This window comes from Bacillus cereus group sp. BfR-BA-01311 (assembly GCF_022664295.1).
In the GTDB taxonomy this organism is placed as follows: domain Bacteria; phylum Bacillota; class Bacilli; order Bacillales; family Bacillaceae_G; genus Bacillus_A; species Bacillus_A cereus.
The window spans coordinates 676,425-693,562 of the sequence record NZ_JAKUHC010000001.1; the positions used below are offsets into that span (position 1 = coordinate 676,425).

Consider the following 17,138-nt stretch of genomic DNA (forward strand, 5'->3'; position numbering starts at 1 on the left):
CATAAGGCTTTTTTGGATTACCATTTTAATATGGAGAATCCATATGGAGGAAGTGTAACTTGTAATACACTTGCTTCTGCTGAAAATTCTTCGTTTGTATAAATGTTAATTATTTTCTTACCAGTAACATGAAGAGGGAGTGAAACTGTAACTTCACTATTAGTAGGGTTTAAAACGAAAAAGATAGTTTCATCCTCATATGTTTTCGTATAAGAAATATAATTATGTTCATCATTTGCTTCGATGAATTGAAAAGTACCATGTCCTCCAAATGCTTTATGTTGTTTCCGTAATAAAATCAATGTTTGTATATGGGTAAATAATGCATGATCTTGTTCTTTAGTATCCCAAATCATACATTTACGGCAATCAGGGTCCATGCCGCCATCCATACCGATTTCATCTCCGTAATAAATACAAGGAGAGCCGATGAAAGAAAGATGGAATACATAGAGCAATTTCAACTTATTTTTATCTCCGTTGCATGTTGTTAAAATTCTTGGAGTATCATGGCTATCTAATAAATGAAATGCTGCTTCATTTACATTCATAGAGTAGGAATGTAGAGATTCTGTAATTTGCTTCATGAATTCACTTGCTTTAATGGAATCGTTAGCAAAGTAAGAAAGTAGAGCGTTTGTAACAGGATAGCTCATGACAGCATCAAATTGATCGCCTTGTAGCCACGGAAGGGCATCGTGCCAAATTTCTCCCAAAATATATACTTCAGGATTTAGTGTCTTTATTTCAGTTCGGAATTCTCTCCAAAAGTTGTGATCGACTTCATTGGCGACATCAAGGCGCCAGCCATCTATATTGAATTCTCGTACCCAATAACGTCCTACTTCAAGTAAGTATTCTTTTACATCTAGATGAGCTGTATTTAATTTAGGCATATACGGTGTAAAGGCGAAAGTATCATAATTTGGAAGTGGTTCGGTTATAATCGGAAATTCATGAATGTGGAACCACTCTTTATATGCGGACTTCTCACCATTCTCTAGTACGTCTTGAAATTTCTCGAAAAAGTATCCACTATGATTAAACACAGCATCGAGCATTACTTTTATACCGTGCTTATGACATTCTTCAACGAGCTCTTTAAAAGTTTCTTTCGTCCCAAATTGTGGGTCAATTTCCATATAGTCAATTGTGTCATATTTATGGTTTGAATGAGCTTTGAAAATAGGTGTGAAATATATTCCGGAAATGCCAAGCTTAACAAGGTAATCAAGGTTTTGAATAACACCAGAAAAATCTCCGCCGAAAAAATTAGTTGGAGTTGGATTCGCACTTCCCCAAGGAAGGGTGTTTTCTGGATTCAGCGTACTATCGCCATTAGCGAATCGCTCAGGGAAAATCTGATACCAAATGGTGTCTTTAATCCACGATGGTGCTTTGAATACATCATCTGCATGAATAAATGGAAAACAAAAAAAGTTACCAACATCATCATTTGGAATGTTAGAAAAGAATCCTCGCTCTGTATAAATAAGAGTGTCTGTTTCAGATTTTAATTCAAACCCATAACGTAAGCGCTTAAATTTTGGTTCGATTGCAATGGACCAATAATCAAATAATGCAGTAGAACCCGTTTTTTTCATCGGTGTACTTGCTGATATCCATTTCCCGTCTTTCCATTCGTAAGGATCACCGTAAATAAGATCGGCGCTTTGAACATCATCTCTCTTAGTACGTATTCGGATGTGAATTGTTTGTTCATCGTAAGCGTATGCATAATTATCTTTCGGCCTATGATAAATGGCTTCTTTAAACATATAGAAAATCCCCCCTTCAATATCTCTATACATAGTATTCCCTTAAGTGTAATAATAAAGCCTATATTGCAAACGATTGCCTTTCTTATAGCTTTAATATTGCTTATAAGAGTAGTATTCATTTCATATAAAGTCAATGTATAAAGAGTATAATGACATAATTTTTAAATTAATATTTGCAAAATGAATAAAAGAATGTATAATGATAGACAAATAGCGCAAACGTTTTCATAGACTTGAGATATTGTTTGCGCTTCAATTAAACTATTAAATGCAAACGTTTTCAGTTACTAAGGTACATAGACAATTTAGGGAGGTTTTTGGGATGAAGAAAGCATTATCATTATTAACGGTTTCAGCATTATCTATTGGTATGTTATCTGCATGTGGACCGAAAGATTCAGGGGAAAAAGAGGAAAGTAAAGCGAAAAAAGACTATGATCTTCTTGTTTGGGAAGATGAGAAAAAAGGTGTGGGTCTAGAGCCAGCGGTGAAAAGTTTTGAAAAGAAATATAATGTGAAAGTAAAAGTTGAAGAGGTTCAGATGACGAAACAAATAGAAAAACTTCGTCTCGACGGTCCAGCTGGCACAGGGCCAGATGTTGTAACATTGCCACATGATCATATTGGTAATGCGGTAACAGAAGGGCTACTTTCAGAAGTGAAAGTAGATGATACAGTAAAAAGTAAATTTACTAATTTATCAATAGAAGCACAAACATATAACGGAAAAATATATGGTTTACCAAAAGCAATTGAGACACCAGTCTTTATTTATAATAAAAAAATGATGCAAAAAGCGCCAGAAACGATGGATGAACTGTTTAACTTCTCAAAAGACTTTACGAAAGATGGAAAATATGGATTTTTAGCATTAGGAGATAACTTCTACTTTGCTAATGCATTTATGGCAGGTATGGGTGGTTATGTATTTGGTGAAAAAGATGGAAAGCCAAATGCAAATGATATTGGATTAAATAATAGCGGTGCGGTACAAGGTGCTGAATATATTCAAAAATGGTATAAAGAAAAGTTATTCCCCAAAGGTATTATCGGTGAATCTGGTGGTTCAGCTGCAGATGGATTATTTAATGAAGGAAAAGCAGCATCTATTATGAATGGTCCATGGGCATTCCAAGCGATGGAAAAGGCTGGAATAGACTATGGTGTTGCTCCAATGCCTAAATTACCAAATGGTCAACCGATGAAAACGTTCGTTGGCGTAAAAGGATGGCATGTAACAAGCTTCTCTAAACAAAATGATTTAGCTACAAAATTTACTGAGTGGGTTACAAATGAAGAAAATGCTAAAATTCGCTTTGAGAAAACGAAAGAAATTCCACCAGTAAAATCAGTAATGGAAGATCCAATCATTAAAGAAAATGAGGCTGCAAAAGCGGTTGCGACGCAATCTGAAAATGGAATTCCAATGCCAAATATTCCAGAAATGCAAGAAGTTTGGAAACCAGCTGGAGATGCGCTTCAATTAGTTGTATCAGATAAAGAAGCACCAAAATCCGCACTTGATAGTGCAGTGAAACAAATTAAAGGTAATATTGAGGCAAATCATAGTAAGAAAAAATAAGGTGAAATTCGTGCCTCTAATATGAGGGGCACGAATTCTCTCCCTTCCATGTGGGAAGAAAAAAGGGGGAAGGAACATGCAAACATCTATGGAACCTGCAAAAGGGTTAAATGATTCAAAGCATAGGAAAGTGGCAACCATGTTATCAATCATTCCAGGCGTGGGCCAAATGTATAATAAACAATTTGTAAAAGGTCTTATTTTTCTAGTATTAACAGGTTCATTTATTGTAGCCTTTGCTGATTTATTAAATATGGGATTATGGGGCATTGTAACGCTCGGTACAGAAGTTCCACGTGACCATTCCGTCTTTCTATTAGTAGAAGGGATTTTGGCGCTTATCGTTATCGCTTTTGGGCTTGGCATATATGCATTTAACTTATATGATGCATATCAAAATGGGAAGAAACGTGATATTGGAACACCGTTAAATTCTGTAAAAGAGCAATACCGTAATTTGTTAGATCAAGGCTTTCCTTATTTAATGGTTTCACCAGGTTTTCTACTACTTATCTTTGTTGTCGTATTTCCAATCATCTTCGTAATTTTAATTGGATTTACAAACTATGATTTATATCATTCTCCTCCAGCTAAATTAGTAGATTGGGTGGGCTTTAAAAACTTTATTGATATTTTCACATTACCGATGTGGAGAGATACATTTTTAAGTGTATTTTCTTGGACTGTCATTTGGACATTCGTTGCAACAACATTACAAGTTGCACTTGGTATTTTTTTAGCGATTATCGTAAATCAGCCTGGTATTAAAGGTAAGGCAATTATTCGAACAATCTTTATTTTACCGTGGGCTGTTCCAGCATTCGTATCTATTCTTGTATTTGCTGGTATGTTTAATGAAACATTTGGAGCAATTAATAACCAAGTATTAGCTTTATTCGGAATTGAAAAGATTGCTTGGATGACAGACCCGTTTTGGTCAAAGATTGCTTTAATTATGATTCAAACGTGGCTTGGTTTCCCGTTCGTCTTTGCGATGACAACAGGTATACTGCAATCGATTCCAGGAGAATTATATGAAGCGGCTACAGTAGATGGAGCAACTGCTTGGCAACAGTTCTGCAAAATTACATTGCCACTAGTGTTATACGCAACAGCGCCAATATTAATTACGCAATATACGTTTAACTTTAATAATTTTAGTATTATTTATCTATTTAATAACGGGGGACCTGCTGTGTCTGGACAAAATGCAGGTGGAACGGATATTTTAATTTCATGGATCTATAAGTTAACGATGACTTCGGCTCAATACGGCAAAGCAGCAGCTCTTACAATGATTTTATCGTTAATCGTTATTACAGTTGCGTTATGGCAATTTAAGAGAACAAAATCATTCCAAGAAGAGGATATGATGTAAATGAATATTAAACGACAAAAGATGCTACGTCTTTCATTAAGTTATTTAGTTATCTTCATAATGTGTGCGATTGTTTTCTATCCATTACTATGGATAATTGGCTCATCGTTTAATCCAGGAGATAGTTTATCTGGGTCAAGTATCATTCCAAAAAATGCCACATTAGATCATTATCGCAAGCTACTTGATCTCGATTCAAGTAATTACTTACTTTGGTATAAAAATACTTTGAAAGTTAGCGTAATGACTATGATTTTCTCTGTACTAGCCATTAGTTTTACTGCTTATGCATTTTCGAGATATCGTTTTGTTGGAAGAAAGAATGGTTTATTAACATTTTTAATTCTGCAAATGATCCCGAATTTTGCAGCGTTAATCGCACTATATATATTAGCTCAGTTAACAGGATTACTTGATACACATCTTGCATTAATTTTAATTTATGTGGGCGGAGCAATTCCGATGAATACATGGCTTATGAAAGGGTATTTTGATACGATTCCGAAAGAACTAGATGAATCAGCTCGAATGGATGGAGCAGGGCATTTCCGTATTTTCTGGCAAATCATTATGCCACTTGCAAAGCCAATCGTAGCGGTTGTAGCATTATTTACTTTCATTGGTCCATTTACAGATTTCATTTTAGCGAGTATCATTTTGCGAACACCAGAAAATTATACTTTAGCAGTTGGATTATATGAAATGGTTGCGAAAAAATTCGGTAATGAATTTACAACGTTTGCAGCGGGTTCTGTGTTAATTGCGATCCCGATTTCAATTTTATTCCTATCACTACAAAAATATTTTGTTTCCGGTTTAACAGCTGGAGGTACAAAAGGATGAAAAATGGGACATTACGTCCCATTTTTCTTTTCATCTCCCTATAAATAAGTTTATAGGGAGATGAAAAGAGATTTGACATCACATGTGAAAAGAAGTGAAATAAATAGTATATTATAGTATAGGAAAAAATAGCTATATCCCTTACAATACATGAAGAGGGAGAATAGGATTAGTTTTGCAAGATATAAGAAATGAAAGTTTATGACTTGCAATGAGTGCGAGATAAAATATATGAAAAATGGCAGAGAAATGAGAGGAGGGGGATTTTTATGACAGTTACAATTAAAGATGTGGCGAAGCAAGCGAATGTGGCACCATCAACAGTTTCTCGTGTAATTGCTGATAATCCAAGTATAAGTGAAAAGACAAAGCGCCGTGTTAGGAAAGTGATGAGTGAATTAGGGTATCATCCCAATTTAAATGCGAGAAATCTTGCGAACCAAACGACGAAAACACTTGGTCTTGTTATGCCAAGTTCTGCAAGTAAAGCTTTTCAAAATCCATTTTTCCCAGAAGTTATAAGAGGGATTAGTTCATTTGCACACGTAGAAGGTTATGCGCTTTACATGTCGACAGGTGAAACGGAAGAGGAAATTTTTAATGGTGTCGTAAAGATGGTACAGGGACGCCAAATTGGTGGCATTATTCTTTTATATTCAAGGGAGAATGATCGGATTATTCAATATTTACATGAACAAAATTTCCCGTTTGTTTTAATAGGAAAACCATATGATCGAAAAGATGAAATTACATATGTAGATAATGACAATTATACAGCTGCAAGAGAAGTGGCAGAATATTTAATTTCATTAGGGCATAAGCAAATCGCGTTCATTGGTGGTGGGTCAGATTTACTTGTAACGAGAGATCGTTTAGCTGGTATGAGTGATGCCTTGAAATTAGCAGACATTGTATTACCAAAAGAATATATTTTACATTTTGATTTTTCGAGGGAAAGTGGTCAACAAGCTGTTGAGGAATTAATGGGACTGCAGCAACCGCCAACGGCAATTATGGCGACGGATGACTTAATTGGACTTGGTGTGTTAAGTGCTCTTTCTAAAAAAGGATTCGTTGTACCGAAAGATGTTTCTATTGTAAGCTTTAATAATGCTTTATTATCAGAAATTGCGAGCCCTCCACTTTCGACAGTTGATGTGAATATTTATCAGCTAGGATATGAGGCAGCAAAAGCTTTAGTTGATAAAGTAGAGAATGCAGAATCCACTGCAAAGTGTATCATTATTCCTCATAAATTACTAAAACGTCAAACTTGTGATCATTATGCATAAAAAAGCTAAGAGTTTAACTCTTAGCTTTTTTCATTAGAAAGGCTTCTAATCGGTCGCAGCCTTCTTTTAAAGTTTCGATACTATACGCATAGGACAAGCGAAGGTAGCCTTCACCGTATTCAGAGAATGCTGTTCCAGGAACTACAGCTAGTCCCGCTTCTTTGACAAGATCAAGTGCAAAATCAAATGATGAAGATGTCAAATGACCAACATATGGGAATAAGTAAAATGCACCTGTTGGCTTTTCAACTGTTAATCCCATTTGAGTGAGTCTATTATATACGTAATCACGGCGTTTTTTATATTGGTGGCGCATCATTTTTGGTGCGTCTTTAGCTGCTGTTAATGCTTCAATTGCAGCGTATTGAGCGATTGAAGTAGCACACGTTACATTATATTGATGAACTTTTAATATGTGTCCTGCTAAATAGCTTGGTGCAAATAAAAGTCCAACACGCCAGCCAGTCATAGAATGTGATTTAGATAAACCGTTAATGACAATTGTCTTTTCACGCATTTCTGGGAAATGAGCGATAGATGTATGCTTTTGTTCATATACAAGCTCGCTATAAATTTCATCTGAAAGGACGAAAATATTTTTATCTTTTAAAACATCTACAATATCTTTTAGCTCTTCTGTTGATAAAGTTACACCAGTTGGATTAGAAGGATACGGTAGTACGATACATCTTGTTTTTTCTGTAATAGCATTTTTAAGCGCTTCAGCTGTTAAACGAAATCCAGTTTCACGAACATCTACAAAAACAGGCGTTGCACCGCATAATCGAATAATGGGTTCGTAACCTGGATAAATAGGAGCAGGTAAAACTACTTCTGTTCCTGGCTCTAAAATCGTTCGGAATGCAACATCAATTGCTTCGCTAGCACCGATTGTAACGATGGTTTCGTTTTCAGGTGAGTAATGTAAATCGTAGTTATCTTTTACGAAGTTACAAGCTGCCTTACGTAATTCTAGTAAACCAGCGTTATGTGTATAGCTTGTATAGTTTTCTGTAATCGCCCGTTTTGCCGCTTCTTTCACGAGAGAAGGTGTAGGGAAATCGGGTTGTCCAATTGTTAAAGAAATCAAATTATCATAGTTTTGAATCATGTTAGAGAATTGACGGATTCCAGAAATTTGGATATCCTTCACTCTAGGGTTAATGAATTGTTCCATTGTATCTCCCTTTCTTCCGTTTGAAAATTAAGTTCATTTTATCATATTTTCTATGATTACGCTTTGTATATGTTATTTAGAAAGAGAGAGAAAAGAGAAAAAAAGCCGCTATAAGCGACTTTTTAATATCCGTATTCCCAATCTATTTCATCTTCATTCCAGAGTACAGAGGATACCTTGCCAAGGTGAACAACTGATTCGTTCACAGCACATGTGCAGTTTTCTTCTCCCGCTTTATGCTGTAACTCTTCATATACTGATTTTTCAACATTTTCTAGAACAACCAAATTTTCTTCTTTTAAAACAAGCGTAGTACCCGCCATATTTATCTTCCTCCTACTAAAGTAATGATCACTTATTTGTAAACATAGATAGTATGGATTATATGCTGTATTTTGCTATAGTTGTCCGTCTAAAAAAGTATTTTTATATTTTCTTTGTAATCCGTATTCATTGTATACTGCACGAAAGAAATTTGGTACAGGGTTTACAATCATTTCGAAAATCTGTAACAATTATTATGAGTTGTTAACAAAGAATTAACAAATATGTTAAGAAAAATCAAAATTTTAAAACAAATACACCTATAAAATGATATAATCATATCAAAATACATATAGGGGATGAGAGGTTATGGAGCTTATCCGTGATTTATTGATTCAAATTGCCATCATAATTTTGCCACTATTTTTATATGAAGCGATTCGTTTAAATCGCTATCAAGAAATGCCTCCGAAGCCAAATCGTTACTTTATTATGTTTTTATCTAGCGTTACGCTCGTTCTCTCCATGACATACTCTATTTGTTTTGGCAATGTGTGTGGGTATAACTTTCACCCCATTCCAATTGTCAGTGGTTTTTTATATGGTGGGATTGTTGGTTTAATCCCAGCGGTTATTTTTGTTGCATACGAATGGTTACTAAAGGGAATGAGCTTTCTTCCAGTTTTAGAAGTAATATTTTTATTGATAGTTCCGCTATTTTTATCAAAGAAATGGTCTCTTTTTTCAAGGGATAAGAAATTAATTTTAGCATTTATGATTTCATCATTTTATGTGCTTGTTTCTTTAGTATTAGGCATGATTAATGTTCTTTTGGAAACAGGATTTACACCGTATATTTCGCAAATATATAGCGGATTTATATTTGCCTCGCTTATCATGGTCATGACAATGGTATTTCAGGTGTATTTAACTGAATATTTAAATGAAAATGCATTGCTACGTACAGAGATGCAAAAATCAGAAAAGCTTAATATTGTAAGTGAGTTAGCAGCAAGTGTGGCACATGAAGTTCGAAATCCACTAACTGTTGTTCGTGGATTTATCCAATTGCTAGAAAGTACGGAAGATGTGAAGAATAAGGATTATATGCGTCTCGTATTAGCTGAATTGGATCGGGCGGAACAAATTATTTCAGATTACTTAAATTTAGCAAGGCCGCAAATTGAGAAAAAAGAACACATTTGTTTATCAGCCCAATTAATAGAAATGACCACTCTCATGTCGTCATTTGCAGCGATGCAAGGTGTATATTTACAAGTTGAAATTTCAGAAAGTCTTTATACGATTGGTGATAAGACAAAATTGAAGCAAGCTATTATGAATGTTGTTAAAAATGGTATTGAAGCAATTCAAGGAAATAAAGGATATTTAAAAGTAACAGCTATTCAAAAAGACGAAACAATCATAATAAGAGTTAAAGATAGTGGTGTTGGTATGACGAATGAACAGTTAGCAAGGCTTGGGCAACCATATTATTCTTTAAAAGAAAAAGGGACAGGATTAGGACTTATGGTAACATTTAGTATTTTACAAGCGCATAATGGTACATTGGAATATAAGAGTGAAAGTGGAAAAGGCACTGAAGCAATTATTATATTACCAGCTGTACAAAATAAGGAATAAAAGTTACCGATGAAAGGTAACTTTTTATTTTATATTGTTTATTCATTTGTTTTTTCTTGTTTTGCTCGGCTAAATAAACTTTTAAATGATTGAAAGAAGCTTTGCTCTTTTGAGGCAGCAACCATTCTTTTTGTTTCTTGAATTTCTCGAATAACTTGCATAAGCTGTGCATCACGGTTACTGTCTTTATTATAAATTTGACTAACAAGTTTATTCATTTTTTCTTCCTGTTTGGATTCTCGTTTATACATATGATTCATTAATAAGTCCATCTTTTCTTTTTGCAGTGCATCTGTTTGAGCGGCGTGATCGACTAACTCTTGAAGCATTTTTTCTTGAGAGCCTTCTTTTACATAAACTTGTTGCATCAATTCGTCTAGTTTCTCATCCTTTAAACGATTTTGTGTAATTAAAGTAGAATTTTGATGAATAATTGCCTCATTTAATTGAGCTAGCATTTCAAGTTTTAACATGAACTCCTCAAAGTTACGCCCATCTTCTTTTTCTTTCGTTTGTATCTCTTGCTTATCTTGTATAACTGGTACAGGTGGGGCCTCTTTTTCTTTTAAAATAATCGGTATCGTTTCTGAAATATCTTCTTGTAATGTAGCAGCTCTTTCGTGTATAGATTTCAATAATTTTAAATCATCAAGTTTATAAATACGAGCATCAGCTGTTTTGGAAATCATATAACCATGTTCTTCTAACAGTTGACTATATTTGCGAACTATATGTTTTGGGATGCCTGTTTTATTCGTGACATCTTTCGTTTTATAGGTAGCTTCCATCATATTTCCTCCCCAAAAAGTATCGTATATATCATTTCAATCTTTTATGAGGACTTCCTTTGAAAAAGAATGTCGGAAGGCTATTAGTTTTCTACAGCATTAGTGAAAAAATGAAAATTTTTGGCGGAATGGCAAGGAATAACTAAAATAATGTCTGAAAACATATACAGGAGAAGTTTGTTATAATAACGGAGGAAAAGAAACTGGTAGAAACATGGAGGTATACATGAAGCAATTAAAAGGTATTATCATTTCAATTATCGCAATTCTGTCTATTTTAGTAGCAGTTTATGAAGTACTTGTGCCAGAGGAAACAAGTGTAAAGAAAACGAATACGTATGATCAAGTGTTAGAATTTCCGAAAGAACGTTATCCAGAGACAGGAAAACATATTACGGATGCTATAAAAGAAGGGCATTCAGAAGTTTGTACAATCGATCGTGGTGGTGCTGCAGATAGAAGGAAATTGTCGTTAGCACCATATTCATCAAAAAAAGGGTATGATCGTGATGAATGGCCAATGGCGATGTGCAAGGAAGGCGGAAAAGGAGCACATATTGAATATATAAGTCCGGCGGATAACCGCGGAGCAGGCTCTTGGGTAGGGAATAAGTTAGATAAATACCCAGATGGTACGCGAGTAAAATTTGAAGTGAAGTAGTAGTTGTATATTTCATAATGAAGGAGAAGGGGAACTATGGAGTTAACGATTTCTTATTCGCAATTAATGTTGATGAATTATGACGGTGAGCAGCCTTATGTAGATTGGACTGATGAAGATTTTGAAAGAGGTTATGCTAAGGCAGATGGAACTGTTATTTTTGAAGCACTTTCTGATTATACTTGTGAAGTGAAAGTGACCCCAGGGAAACATATTGAAAAAGAAGAAGTAGTTAGAACGATTACGGTTCCTTTTACAGTTGAAAATGAAAGTATCGTTATAACGAGTATTCTTTCTAATAAATTTCAAATACCTATTCCAAATGGTGAGTATACAGTTGTATTACAAGCAATTCCTCTTGAAGAGCCAACGGATGATGAATTATATAAAATACAATATGAATTCTTTTTTGAAAGTAAAGAATAAAAAATGGGTTATCCTGAGAAAAGGATAACCCATTTTTGTTATGCGTTTGTTTTTAAAAGGGAACGAGCATCTTTCGCTGCTTGCACCATATGTTCTAAAGCTGGAATAACTTCTTCTGTTCTTCTCGTTTTTAAACCACAATCAGGATTAATCCAGAAATATTTAGGATCACATACTTCTAAAGATTGTTCTACGATTTTATACATTTCATCTTTACTCGGTACACGTGGGCTATGAATATCATATACACCTAGGCCGATGCCTTTTTCATATGTTGTATGTTTTAATGTATCAATAAATTCTCCGTGACTTCTTGATGTTTCGATAGAAATTACATCTGCATCTAATGCGCGAATCGCGTCAACAATATCTTCGAAGTTACTGTAACACATATGAGTATGAATTTGTGTTTCATTTGCTACAGAAGAAGTTGCTAAAAGGAAGGATTGTACTGCCCATGTAATATAAGTATCCCAATCTTTTTCTTTTAGTGGCATTCCTTCACGAAGTGCGGGCTCATCGACTTGGATTACTCTAATTCCGGAAGATTCAAGTAGTTCAATTTCGTGACGAAGAGCTAGTGCAATTTGATACGAAACTTCTTTTCTTGGAATATCATTTCGAACGAAGGACCAATTTAAAATTGTAACAGGTCCGGTTAACATTCCTTTTACAACTTTCTCTGTTAAGCTTTGCGCATAAACTGTTTCCTTAATAGTCATGCCGTTAATAAAGGCTACATCACCATAAATAACAGGTGGTTTTACGCAGCGGGAACCGTATGATTGTACCCAACCGTTTTTAGTGAATGAGAAACCAGCAAGGCGCTCACCAAAATATTCGACCATGTCAGTTCTTTCAAATTCACCATGTACAAGGACATCAAGCCCAATTTCTTCTTGGTAACGAATCCATTTTTCTGTCTCTTTTTCAATAAATTGTTCATATTGTTCATTTGAAATAACACCGTTACGCCATTCTTTTCGCGTTTGACGAACTTCAGTTGTTTGCGGGAAGCTACCAATAGTCGTTGTTGGTAATAGCGGTAACTCTAGAGCAACTTGTTGTAATTCGTATCGTTTTTCAAATGGAAGAGGACGTGAAAAATCTTCTTCTTTTAGTGCTGTTCGTGCTGCTTTGACATCTTCTCGGTTACGTGCAGCAGATGAACGAATTGTATGATGTACGTTTCGATATGTTTCCAGCTCATTACTAATGCTTTCTGTACCTTGAGTGAGAGCGGAATGAATAAGAACTAATTCTTCTAATTTTTGATTTGCAAATGCTAACGCATCAAACAGCTCAGTCGATAAGTGAGTTTCTTCTGTTTTATCGATTGGTGTATGCAATAAGCTACAAGAAGGCTGAACGATGATATCTTTCGTTTGGACTTGTTTTTGTAACGTTGTAAATAACTCAAGAACTTCATCAAGGTCAGCTCTCCAAATGTTACGGCCATCTATACAACCGACAGCTAAAGTTTTATCAGCTGGGAATCCATATTTTGAAATAGCATTTAGATTACCTTCTTTACCATGAATGAAATCTAATCCAATACCGGATACCGGGAATGTAATAATTTCTTCATAGTTTTCTTCTACGCTATCAAAATATGTTTGTAAAAGAAGAGTCGCATTTGGAACTTCTTTACGAATAGCTTCATAAATTTCTTTTGCTTGTTGAACTTCTTTTTTAGTTAAAGAAGCGAAAATCGGTTCATCAACTTGAATGGCTGGTGCACCAGCTGCATGTAGTTCTGAAAGCAGTTGTACGTAAGGTGCAACTAATTGTTTTAAAATGGTAGGAAATTGTTCTTGTGTATAGCCTTTAGCTAATTTTAAGAAAGTATATGGTCCTAAAATAACAGGCTTTCCATCTACTCCTAATTCTTGTTTTGCCTCTTCGTATAAGCGAAGTGGACGATTATCTTTTAAAGAGATTTGTAATCCCTCTTCATATTCAGGAACGATATAGTGATAGTTTGTGTTAAACCATTTTGTCATTTCGGAAGCTACGTGATCTTTAGAGCCACGCGCCATTGCGAAATATACATCAAGGTAAGATGTAAACTCAGAAAAACGTGATGGAATAAATCCTAGCATATAGGCAGTATCCAAAACGTGATCATAATATGTAAAGTCGCCAATTGGAATGAGTTCAATCCCTTTTTCTTGCTGTACTTTTACGTGTTGAAGGCGAATTTCTTTCATTGTTGTTAAAAATTGTTCTTCATCGATTTTATTGGACCAAAAAGCTTCCAATGTTTTTTTCCACTCTCGTTGTAGTCCGATACGTGGATAACCTAAGTTACTTGTTTGAATTGCCATTTTAAATTCCTCCCTAATTGAAAGTAAGCATTTCCGTTTACTAGGAAATACCTATAACAAAAAGTACAAAGACATAGAAAATAAGCCTTCCTTTTTGTTTTAACACCTCATCATCATCCGTGAATCTATCAGTGTTGTTAAAACAGGCAGGTCTCCTGACTTATGCTTCATATAATTTCTTTCACCTTCCCGTTTTCACAGTGGCACCAAAAAGAAATCTCAGCATTTACAGTGGCGGGACCGTGTTGGAGTTTCACCAAGCTTCCCTTTTAAACACGAAACGAAACTTTCGTGTACCTATTTTCCTTTTGAAAGGAATTTAACAAGCGATATGATATTGAAACAAATTCTAACACAATTTTTGGAATTTTGTCTACTGTTTTAAAATAAGAAAATTCAAAAGTTTTTATTTCTTATTATTCTTACTTTTTATATTCTGGAGTAACTAATAATATTACAGTATGAAAAGAGAAATTGAGCTATGAAAGAAGTAGGGATGTCTTCTTTCATAGCTCAATTTTCATCTATAGCAACCTCTGAAAGTCGACCTGCTATAGCATCTTTAAGGAGAGTGTTTAGCCATTGTAATTCAACTGTAATATGCTCAATTACACTTTGCAAAATATATAGTTGTGCACGTGGAACCTTTCCTTTATTACAATCATATATCGTTTGCATAGTATGTAAATATTGAAGAGTATCGTTCTTCTTTTTTTCTAAAATAGGAACTAATTCGTGATCATTGCTAAAGTGAGCGAAAGATAAAGCTGAATAAATAGGTTTATATATTTGGTTTTTGGCTTCGAATTGTTTTAATAGTAAAGTGTGGAATAGTTTTTTACCTTCTTCTGTTATATGAAAAATTGTTTTGTCAGGTCGATTTGTGTCTCTAATTACATTTGTAATATGAATTGCGCCTTGCTTTTCTAATTGCTCGAAGGCGTAATAAAGTGATCCTTTAGCATATTTAATGTAACAATCCATTTGTCGTTCTTTCATAATATGCTGCACTTCATATGGATGTTTATCTCCTTCAAGTAGCAAGCCGAGAATGACTAATTTCATGCTCATGCTGTCTCAACTCCTGTATATAAAAACTTTATCCCGCTATTTGTGGGCAGTAAGATTCCCACCCAAAAATTCAGCGGAAGCAAAGAAGTTAGGTGGGGATTAACTGCCTGTAAAAACCCGATTTAATCAGTGGGGGATGACCCCCCACTGATTAAAGTTTCACTTTATACATATTATAAACGGCATATCCTTTTTCATAAAGGGATATGCCGCTTCTTTTTTATATTAACTAACTTGCTTTTGTTTTTCTTTCTTTTTAGGGCCTGTAAAGAGGCGTTCATTTCCCATAAGTAAAATACAAATAATACTTAGTACAGCCGGGATGAGTGCCCAGAAGAATGTGTTCGCAATAGATGTAGCGAGAGCTTCCTTAATACCCGCTAATATTTCAGCAGGAATTTTTGCGGTAGCGCCTGGTGATAATAAGAAACTTGTGTCTCCGCCTTTTGGAGCTAATTTTGCTAGTTCAGGGGGGAATACAGAGTTTAGTTTATCTGTAAAAATATGATTTTGAATTGTACCAAAAATCGTTACACCAAGAGTCATACCGAGTGATCGGAAGAATGAGTTTGTTGATGTCGCCGAACCACGGTCCCGCATTTCCAACTTGTGAATAGAAGACATACTTAATACTGAGAATGAGAAACCAACACCAAGCCCAGCGAGAATCATAAATAGTGTTACGAGTAAACGAGGTGTGTCCATTGTTAAAGTACTTAATAAATAAATACCAAGAACGAAGAAGACACCAGATACCATCATAATGTTACGATAGCTTGTTCGAGAAGCTAATTGTCCTCCCGTTTGACTTCCAATTACAGAACCAACCATCATTGGTGTTAAAATTAATCCAGCATTAGAGGCGGAACCTCCAAGGACGCCTTGAATGAAGATTGGAATATAAACTGTACAGATAATGAAAGCGGCACCATAGAAAAAGGCAACTCCTTGACTAGCTGCGAATAAAGGTTTTTTAAATAGATGGAATGAAATAATAGGCTCGGTTGCTTTTCGTTCTACAAAGAAGAAAATAATAAGCGTAATAACTACTGTTGTAAATAAGCCAATAATTACAGTAGAATTCCAGGCATATTCCTTACCACCAAGTTCTAATGCGAACATTAAGCAAACGATACTTATGACAAGTGTAATAGCACCAGCCCAATCAATTTTTTGTTTTCTAAATTCTAGAGACTCACTGTAGTATTTAGTAATGAAGAAAAAGGAGATAAGTCCTAATGGAATATTGATATAGAAGACCCAATGCCAACTTATATAGTCTGTAATATAAGCACCTAATAAAGGACCGAATACACTAGATGTCCCGAAAACAGCACCGAATAGTCCTGTCATCTTCCCGCGTTTTTCTGGTGGGAAGATATCGTACATAATTGTGAAGGCGATAGGCATAAGGGCACCACCACCGATCCCTTGAATAGCTCTATAAATACTTAATTGCTCAATGCTTGAAGCTGTTCCGCAGAGCGCAGAACCGAATAAGAAAAGAATGAGGCCACCAATATAAAAACGTTTCCGCCCGTACATATCAGAAAGTTTCCCGAAGATAGGCATCCCTGCCATTGTTGCTACCATATAAGCTGATGTGACCCAAACAAACTTATCAAATCCTCCCAGGTCTCCAACGATTGTTGCCATTGCGGTTGCAACGATTGTATTATCCATTGCGGCCATTAATATACCAAGCAGTAAACCAGCAACAACAAATTTTGTCTTGTTGGCTTCTTTTTTTAATGGTTGAGTTTCCAAATATAACCCTCCTTTAGAAATAAGTAAACTATATTAAGTTTTGAGTGCAGTGGATAAAAAATTTTAATGTATAGTTGATTTTAATTTCTTTTCCATAAGTGCACTGATATGCCATAAAGAATATTATAGTCAAATTT

At 35.0% G+C, this 17,138-nt stretch carries 14 protein-coding genes and 1 riboswitch; of the genes, 7 read left to right on the forward strand and 7 right to left on the reverse strand.

Features of this window, described 5'->3' with window-relative positions; genetic code table 11:
• Positions 1 to 17: 17 nt before the first annotated feature.
• A complete protein-coding gene (locus MR136_RS03695; RefSeq protein ID WP_061457682.1) occupies positions 18 to 1,778 on the reverse strand; it encodes an alpha-glycosidase in 1,761 nt (586 codons plus the stop codon).
• Positions 1,779 to 2,103: 325 nt separating this feature from the next.
• On the opposite strand from MR136_RS03695, the gene MR136_RS03700 reads away from it, so the two are divergent.
• The 4 genes from MR136_RS03700 to malR all read left to right on the forward strand — a co-directional run bounded on the left by MR136_RS03700 (position 2,104) and on the right by malR (position 6,876).
• A complete protein-coding gene (locus MR136_RS03700) occupies positions 2,104 to 3,363 on the forward strand; it encodes an extracellular solute-binding protein (protein ID WP_061457680.1) in 1,260 nt (419 codons plus the stop codon).
• Between the two features lie 76 nt (positions 3,364 to 3,439).
• Positions 3,440 to 4,741, forward strand: a complete 1,302-nt coding sequence (malC, locus tag MR136_RS03705) for a maltosaccharide ABC transporter permease MalC (RefSeq protein ID WP_061457678.1) — start codon at positions 3,440 to 3,442, stop codon at positions 4,739 to 4,741.
• Positions 4,742 to 5,584, forward strand: coding sequence for a maltosaccharide ABC transporter permease MalD (gene malD / locus MR136_RS03710; RefSeq protein ID WP_001022603.1), 843 nt, complete (start codon positions 4,742 to 4,744; stop codon positions 5,582 to 5,584).
• A 269-nt stretch (positions 5,585 to 5,853) separates the two neighbouring features.
• The gene (gene malR / locus MR136_RS03715; protein ID WP_000219053.1) at positions 5,854 to 6,876 is read left to right on the forward strand and encodes a maltose operon transcriptional repressor MalR; all 1,023 of its coding nucleotides are present in this window, start codon (positions 5,854 to 5,856) and stop codon (positions 6,874 to 6,876) included.
• A 13-nt stretch (positions 6,877 to 6,889) separates the two neighbouring features.
• Here malR and MR136_RS03720 read toward each other — a convergent pair whose 3' ends face one another.
• Positions 6,890 to 8,053 carry an aminotransferase A gene (locus tag MR136_RS03720; protein WP_061457675.1) on the reverse strand — a complete coding sequence of 388 codons (1,164 nt, stop codon included), beginning with the start codon at positions 8,051 to 8,053 and terminating at the stop codon, positions 6,890 to 6,892.
• Between the two features lie 122 nt (positions 8,054 to 8,175).
• Positions 8,176 to 8,376 (reverse strand): hypothetical protein, encoded by a 201-nt coding sequence (locus tag MR136_RS03725; protein ID WP_000929280.1) that lies wholly within the window; start codon positions 8,374 to 8,376, stop codon positions 8,176 to 8,178.
• Between the two features lie 310 nt (positions 8,377 to 8,686).
• Here MR136_RS03725 and kinB point away from each other — a divergent pair, with 310 nt between their 5' ends.
• Positions 8,687 to 9,961: a sporulation sensor histidine kinase KinB gene (gene kinB / locus MR136_RS03730; RefSeq protein WP_000420370.1), complete on the forward strand. Its 1,275-nt coding sequence runs from the start codon at positions 8,687 to 8,689 to the stop codon at positions 9,959 to 9,961.
• 38 nt (positions 9,962 to 9,999) lie between these two features.
• Here the strand turns inward: kinB and MR136_RS03735 are convergent, their stop codons facing one another.
• The gene (locus tag MR136_RS03735; RefSeq protein ID WP_000388471.1) at positions 10,000 to 10,749 is read right to left on the reverse strand and encodes a DUF3967 domain-containing protein; all 750 of its coding nucleotides are present in this window, start codon (positions 10,747 to 10,749) and stop codon (positions 10,000 to 10,002) included.
• A gap of 226 nt (positions 10,750 to 10,975) precedes the next feature.
• On the opposite strand from MR136_RS03735, the gene nucA reads away from it, so the two are divergent.
• Both nucA and comJ read left to right on the forward strand, forming a co-directional pair.
• Positions 10,976 to 11,410 (forward strand): DNA-entry nuclease, encoded by a 435-nt coding sequence (gene nucA, locus MR136_RS03740; RefSeq protein ID WP_061457673.1) that lies wholly within the window; start codon positions 10,976 to 10,978, stop codon positions 11,408 to 11,410.
• Positions 11,411 to 11,446: 36 nt separating this feature from the next.
• Positions 11,447 to 11,836, forward strand: coding sequence for a competence protein ComJ (gene comJ / locus MR136_RS03745; protein WP_000424030.1), 390 nt, complete (start codon positions 11,447 to 11,449; stop codon positions 11,834 to 11,836).
• 38 nt (positions 11,837 to 11,874) lie between these two features.
• Here comJ and metE read toward each other — a convergent pair whose 3' ends face one another.
• The 3 genes from metE to MR136_RS03760 form a co-directional block, all read right to left on the reverse strand.
• Positions 11,875 to 14,163, reverse strand: coding sequence for a 5-methyltetrahydropteroyltriglutamate--homocysteine S-methyltransferase (metE, locus tag MR136_RS03750; RefSeq protein WP_001007609.1), 2,289 nt, complete (start codon positions 14,161 to 14,163; stop codon positions 11,875 to 11,877).
• A 128-nt stretch (positions 14,164 to 14,291) separates the two neighbouring features.
• Positions 14,292 to 14,479, reverse strand: a riboswitch (cobalamin riboswitch).
• A gap of 197 nt (positions 14,480 to 14,676) precedes the next feature.
• Positions 14,677 to 15,234, reverse strand: coding sequence for a PadR family transcriptional regulator (locus MR136_RS03755; RefSeq protein ID WP_000062063.1), 558 nt, complete (start codon positions 15,232 to 15,234; stop codon positions 14,677 to 14,679).
• 225 nt (positions 15,235 to 15,459) lie between these two features.
• Complete coding sequence (locus MR136_RS03760; protein WP_000449912.1) at positions 15,460 to 17,001, reverse strand: MDR family MFS transporter; 1,542 nt, start codon at positions 16,999 to 17,001, stop codon at positions 15,460 to 15,462.
• Positions 17,002 to 17,138 lie beyond the last annotated feature (137 nt).

Excerpts from the sequence above, each read along its gene's own strand:
- MR136_RS03720 (WP_061457675.1), bottom strand. The coding sequence starts at position 8,053 with ATGGAACAATTCATTAACCCTAGAGTGAAGGATATCCAAATTTCTGGA.
- malD (WP_001022603.1), top strand. The coding sequence starts at position 4,742 with ATGAATATTAAACGACAAAAGATGCTACGTCTTTCATTAAGTTATTTA.
- malC (WP_061457678.1), top strand. The coding sequence starts at position 3,440 with ATGCAAACATCTATGGAACCTGCAAAAGGGTTAAATGATTCAAAGCAT.
- MR136_RS03695 (WP_061457682.1), bottom strand. The coding sequence starts at position 1,778 with ATGTTTAAAGAAGCCATTTATCATAGGCCGAAAGATAATTATGCATAC.
- comJ (WP_000424030.1), top strand. The coding sequence starts at position 11,447 with ATGGAGTTAACGATTTCTTATTCGCAATTAATGTTGATGAATTATGAC.
- nucA (WP_061457673.1), top strand. The coding sequence starts at position 10,976 with ATGAAGCAATTAAAAGGTATTATCATTTCAATTATCGCAATTCTGTCT.
- metE (WP_001007609.1), bottom strand. The coding sequence starts at position 14,163 with ATGGCAATTCAAACAAGTAACTTAGGTTATCCACGTATCGGACTACAA.
- kinB (WP_000420370.1), top strand. The coding sequence starts at position 8,687 with ATGGAGCTTATCCGTGATTTATTGATTCAAATTGCCATCATAATTTTG.
- MR136_RS03735 (WP_000388471.1), bottom strand. The coding sequence starts at position 10,749 with ATGGAAGCTACCTATAAAACGAAAGATGTCACGAATAAAACAGGCATC.
- MR136_RS03755 (WP_000062063.1), bottom strand. The coding sequence starts at position 15,234 with ATGAGCATGAAATTAGTCATTCTCGGCTTGCTACTTGAAGGAGATAAA.
- MR136_RS03700 (WP_061457680.1), top strand. The coding sequence starts at position 2,104 with ATGAAGAAAGCATTATCATTATTAACGGTTTCAGCATTATCTATTGGT.
- malR (WP_000219053.1), top strand. The coding sequence starts at position 5,854 with ATGACAGTTACAATTAAAGATGTGGCGAAGCAAGCGAATGTGGCACCA.
- MR136_RS03725 (WP_000929280.1), bottom strand. The coding sequence starts at position 8,376 with ATGGCGGGTACTACGCTTGTTTTAAAAGAAGAAAATTTGGTTGTTCTA.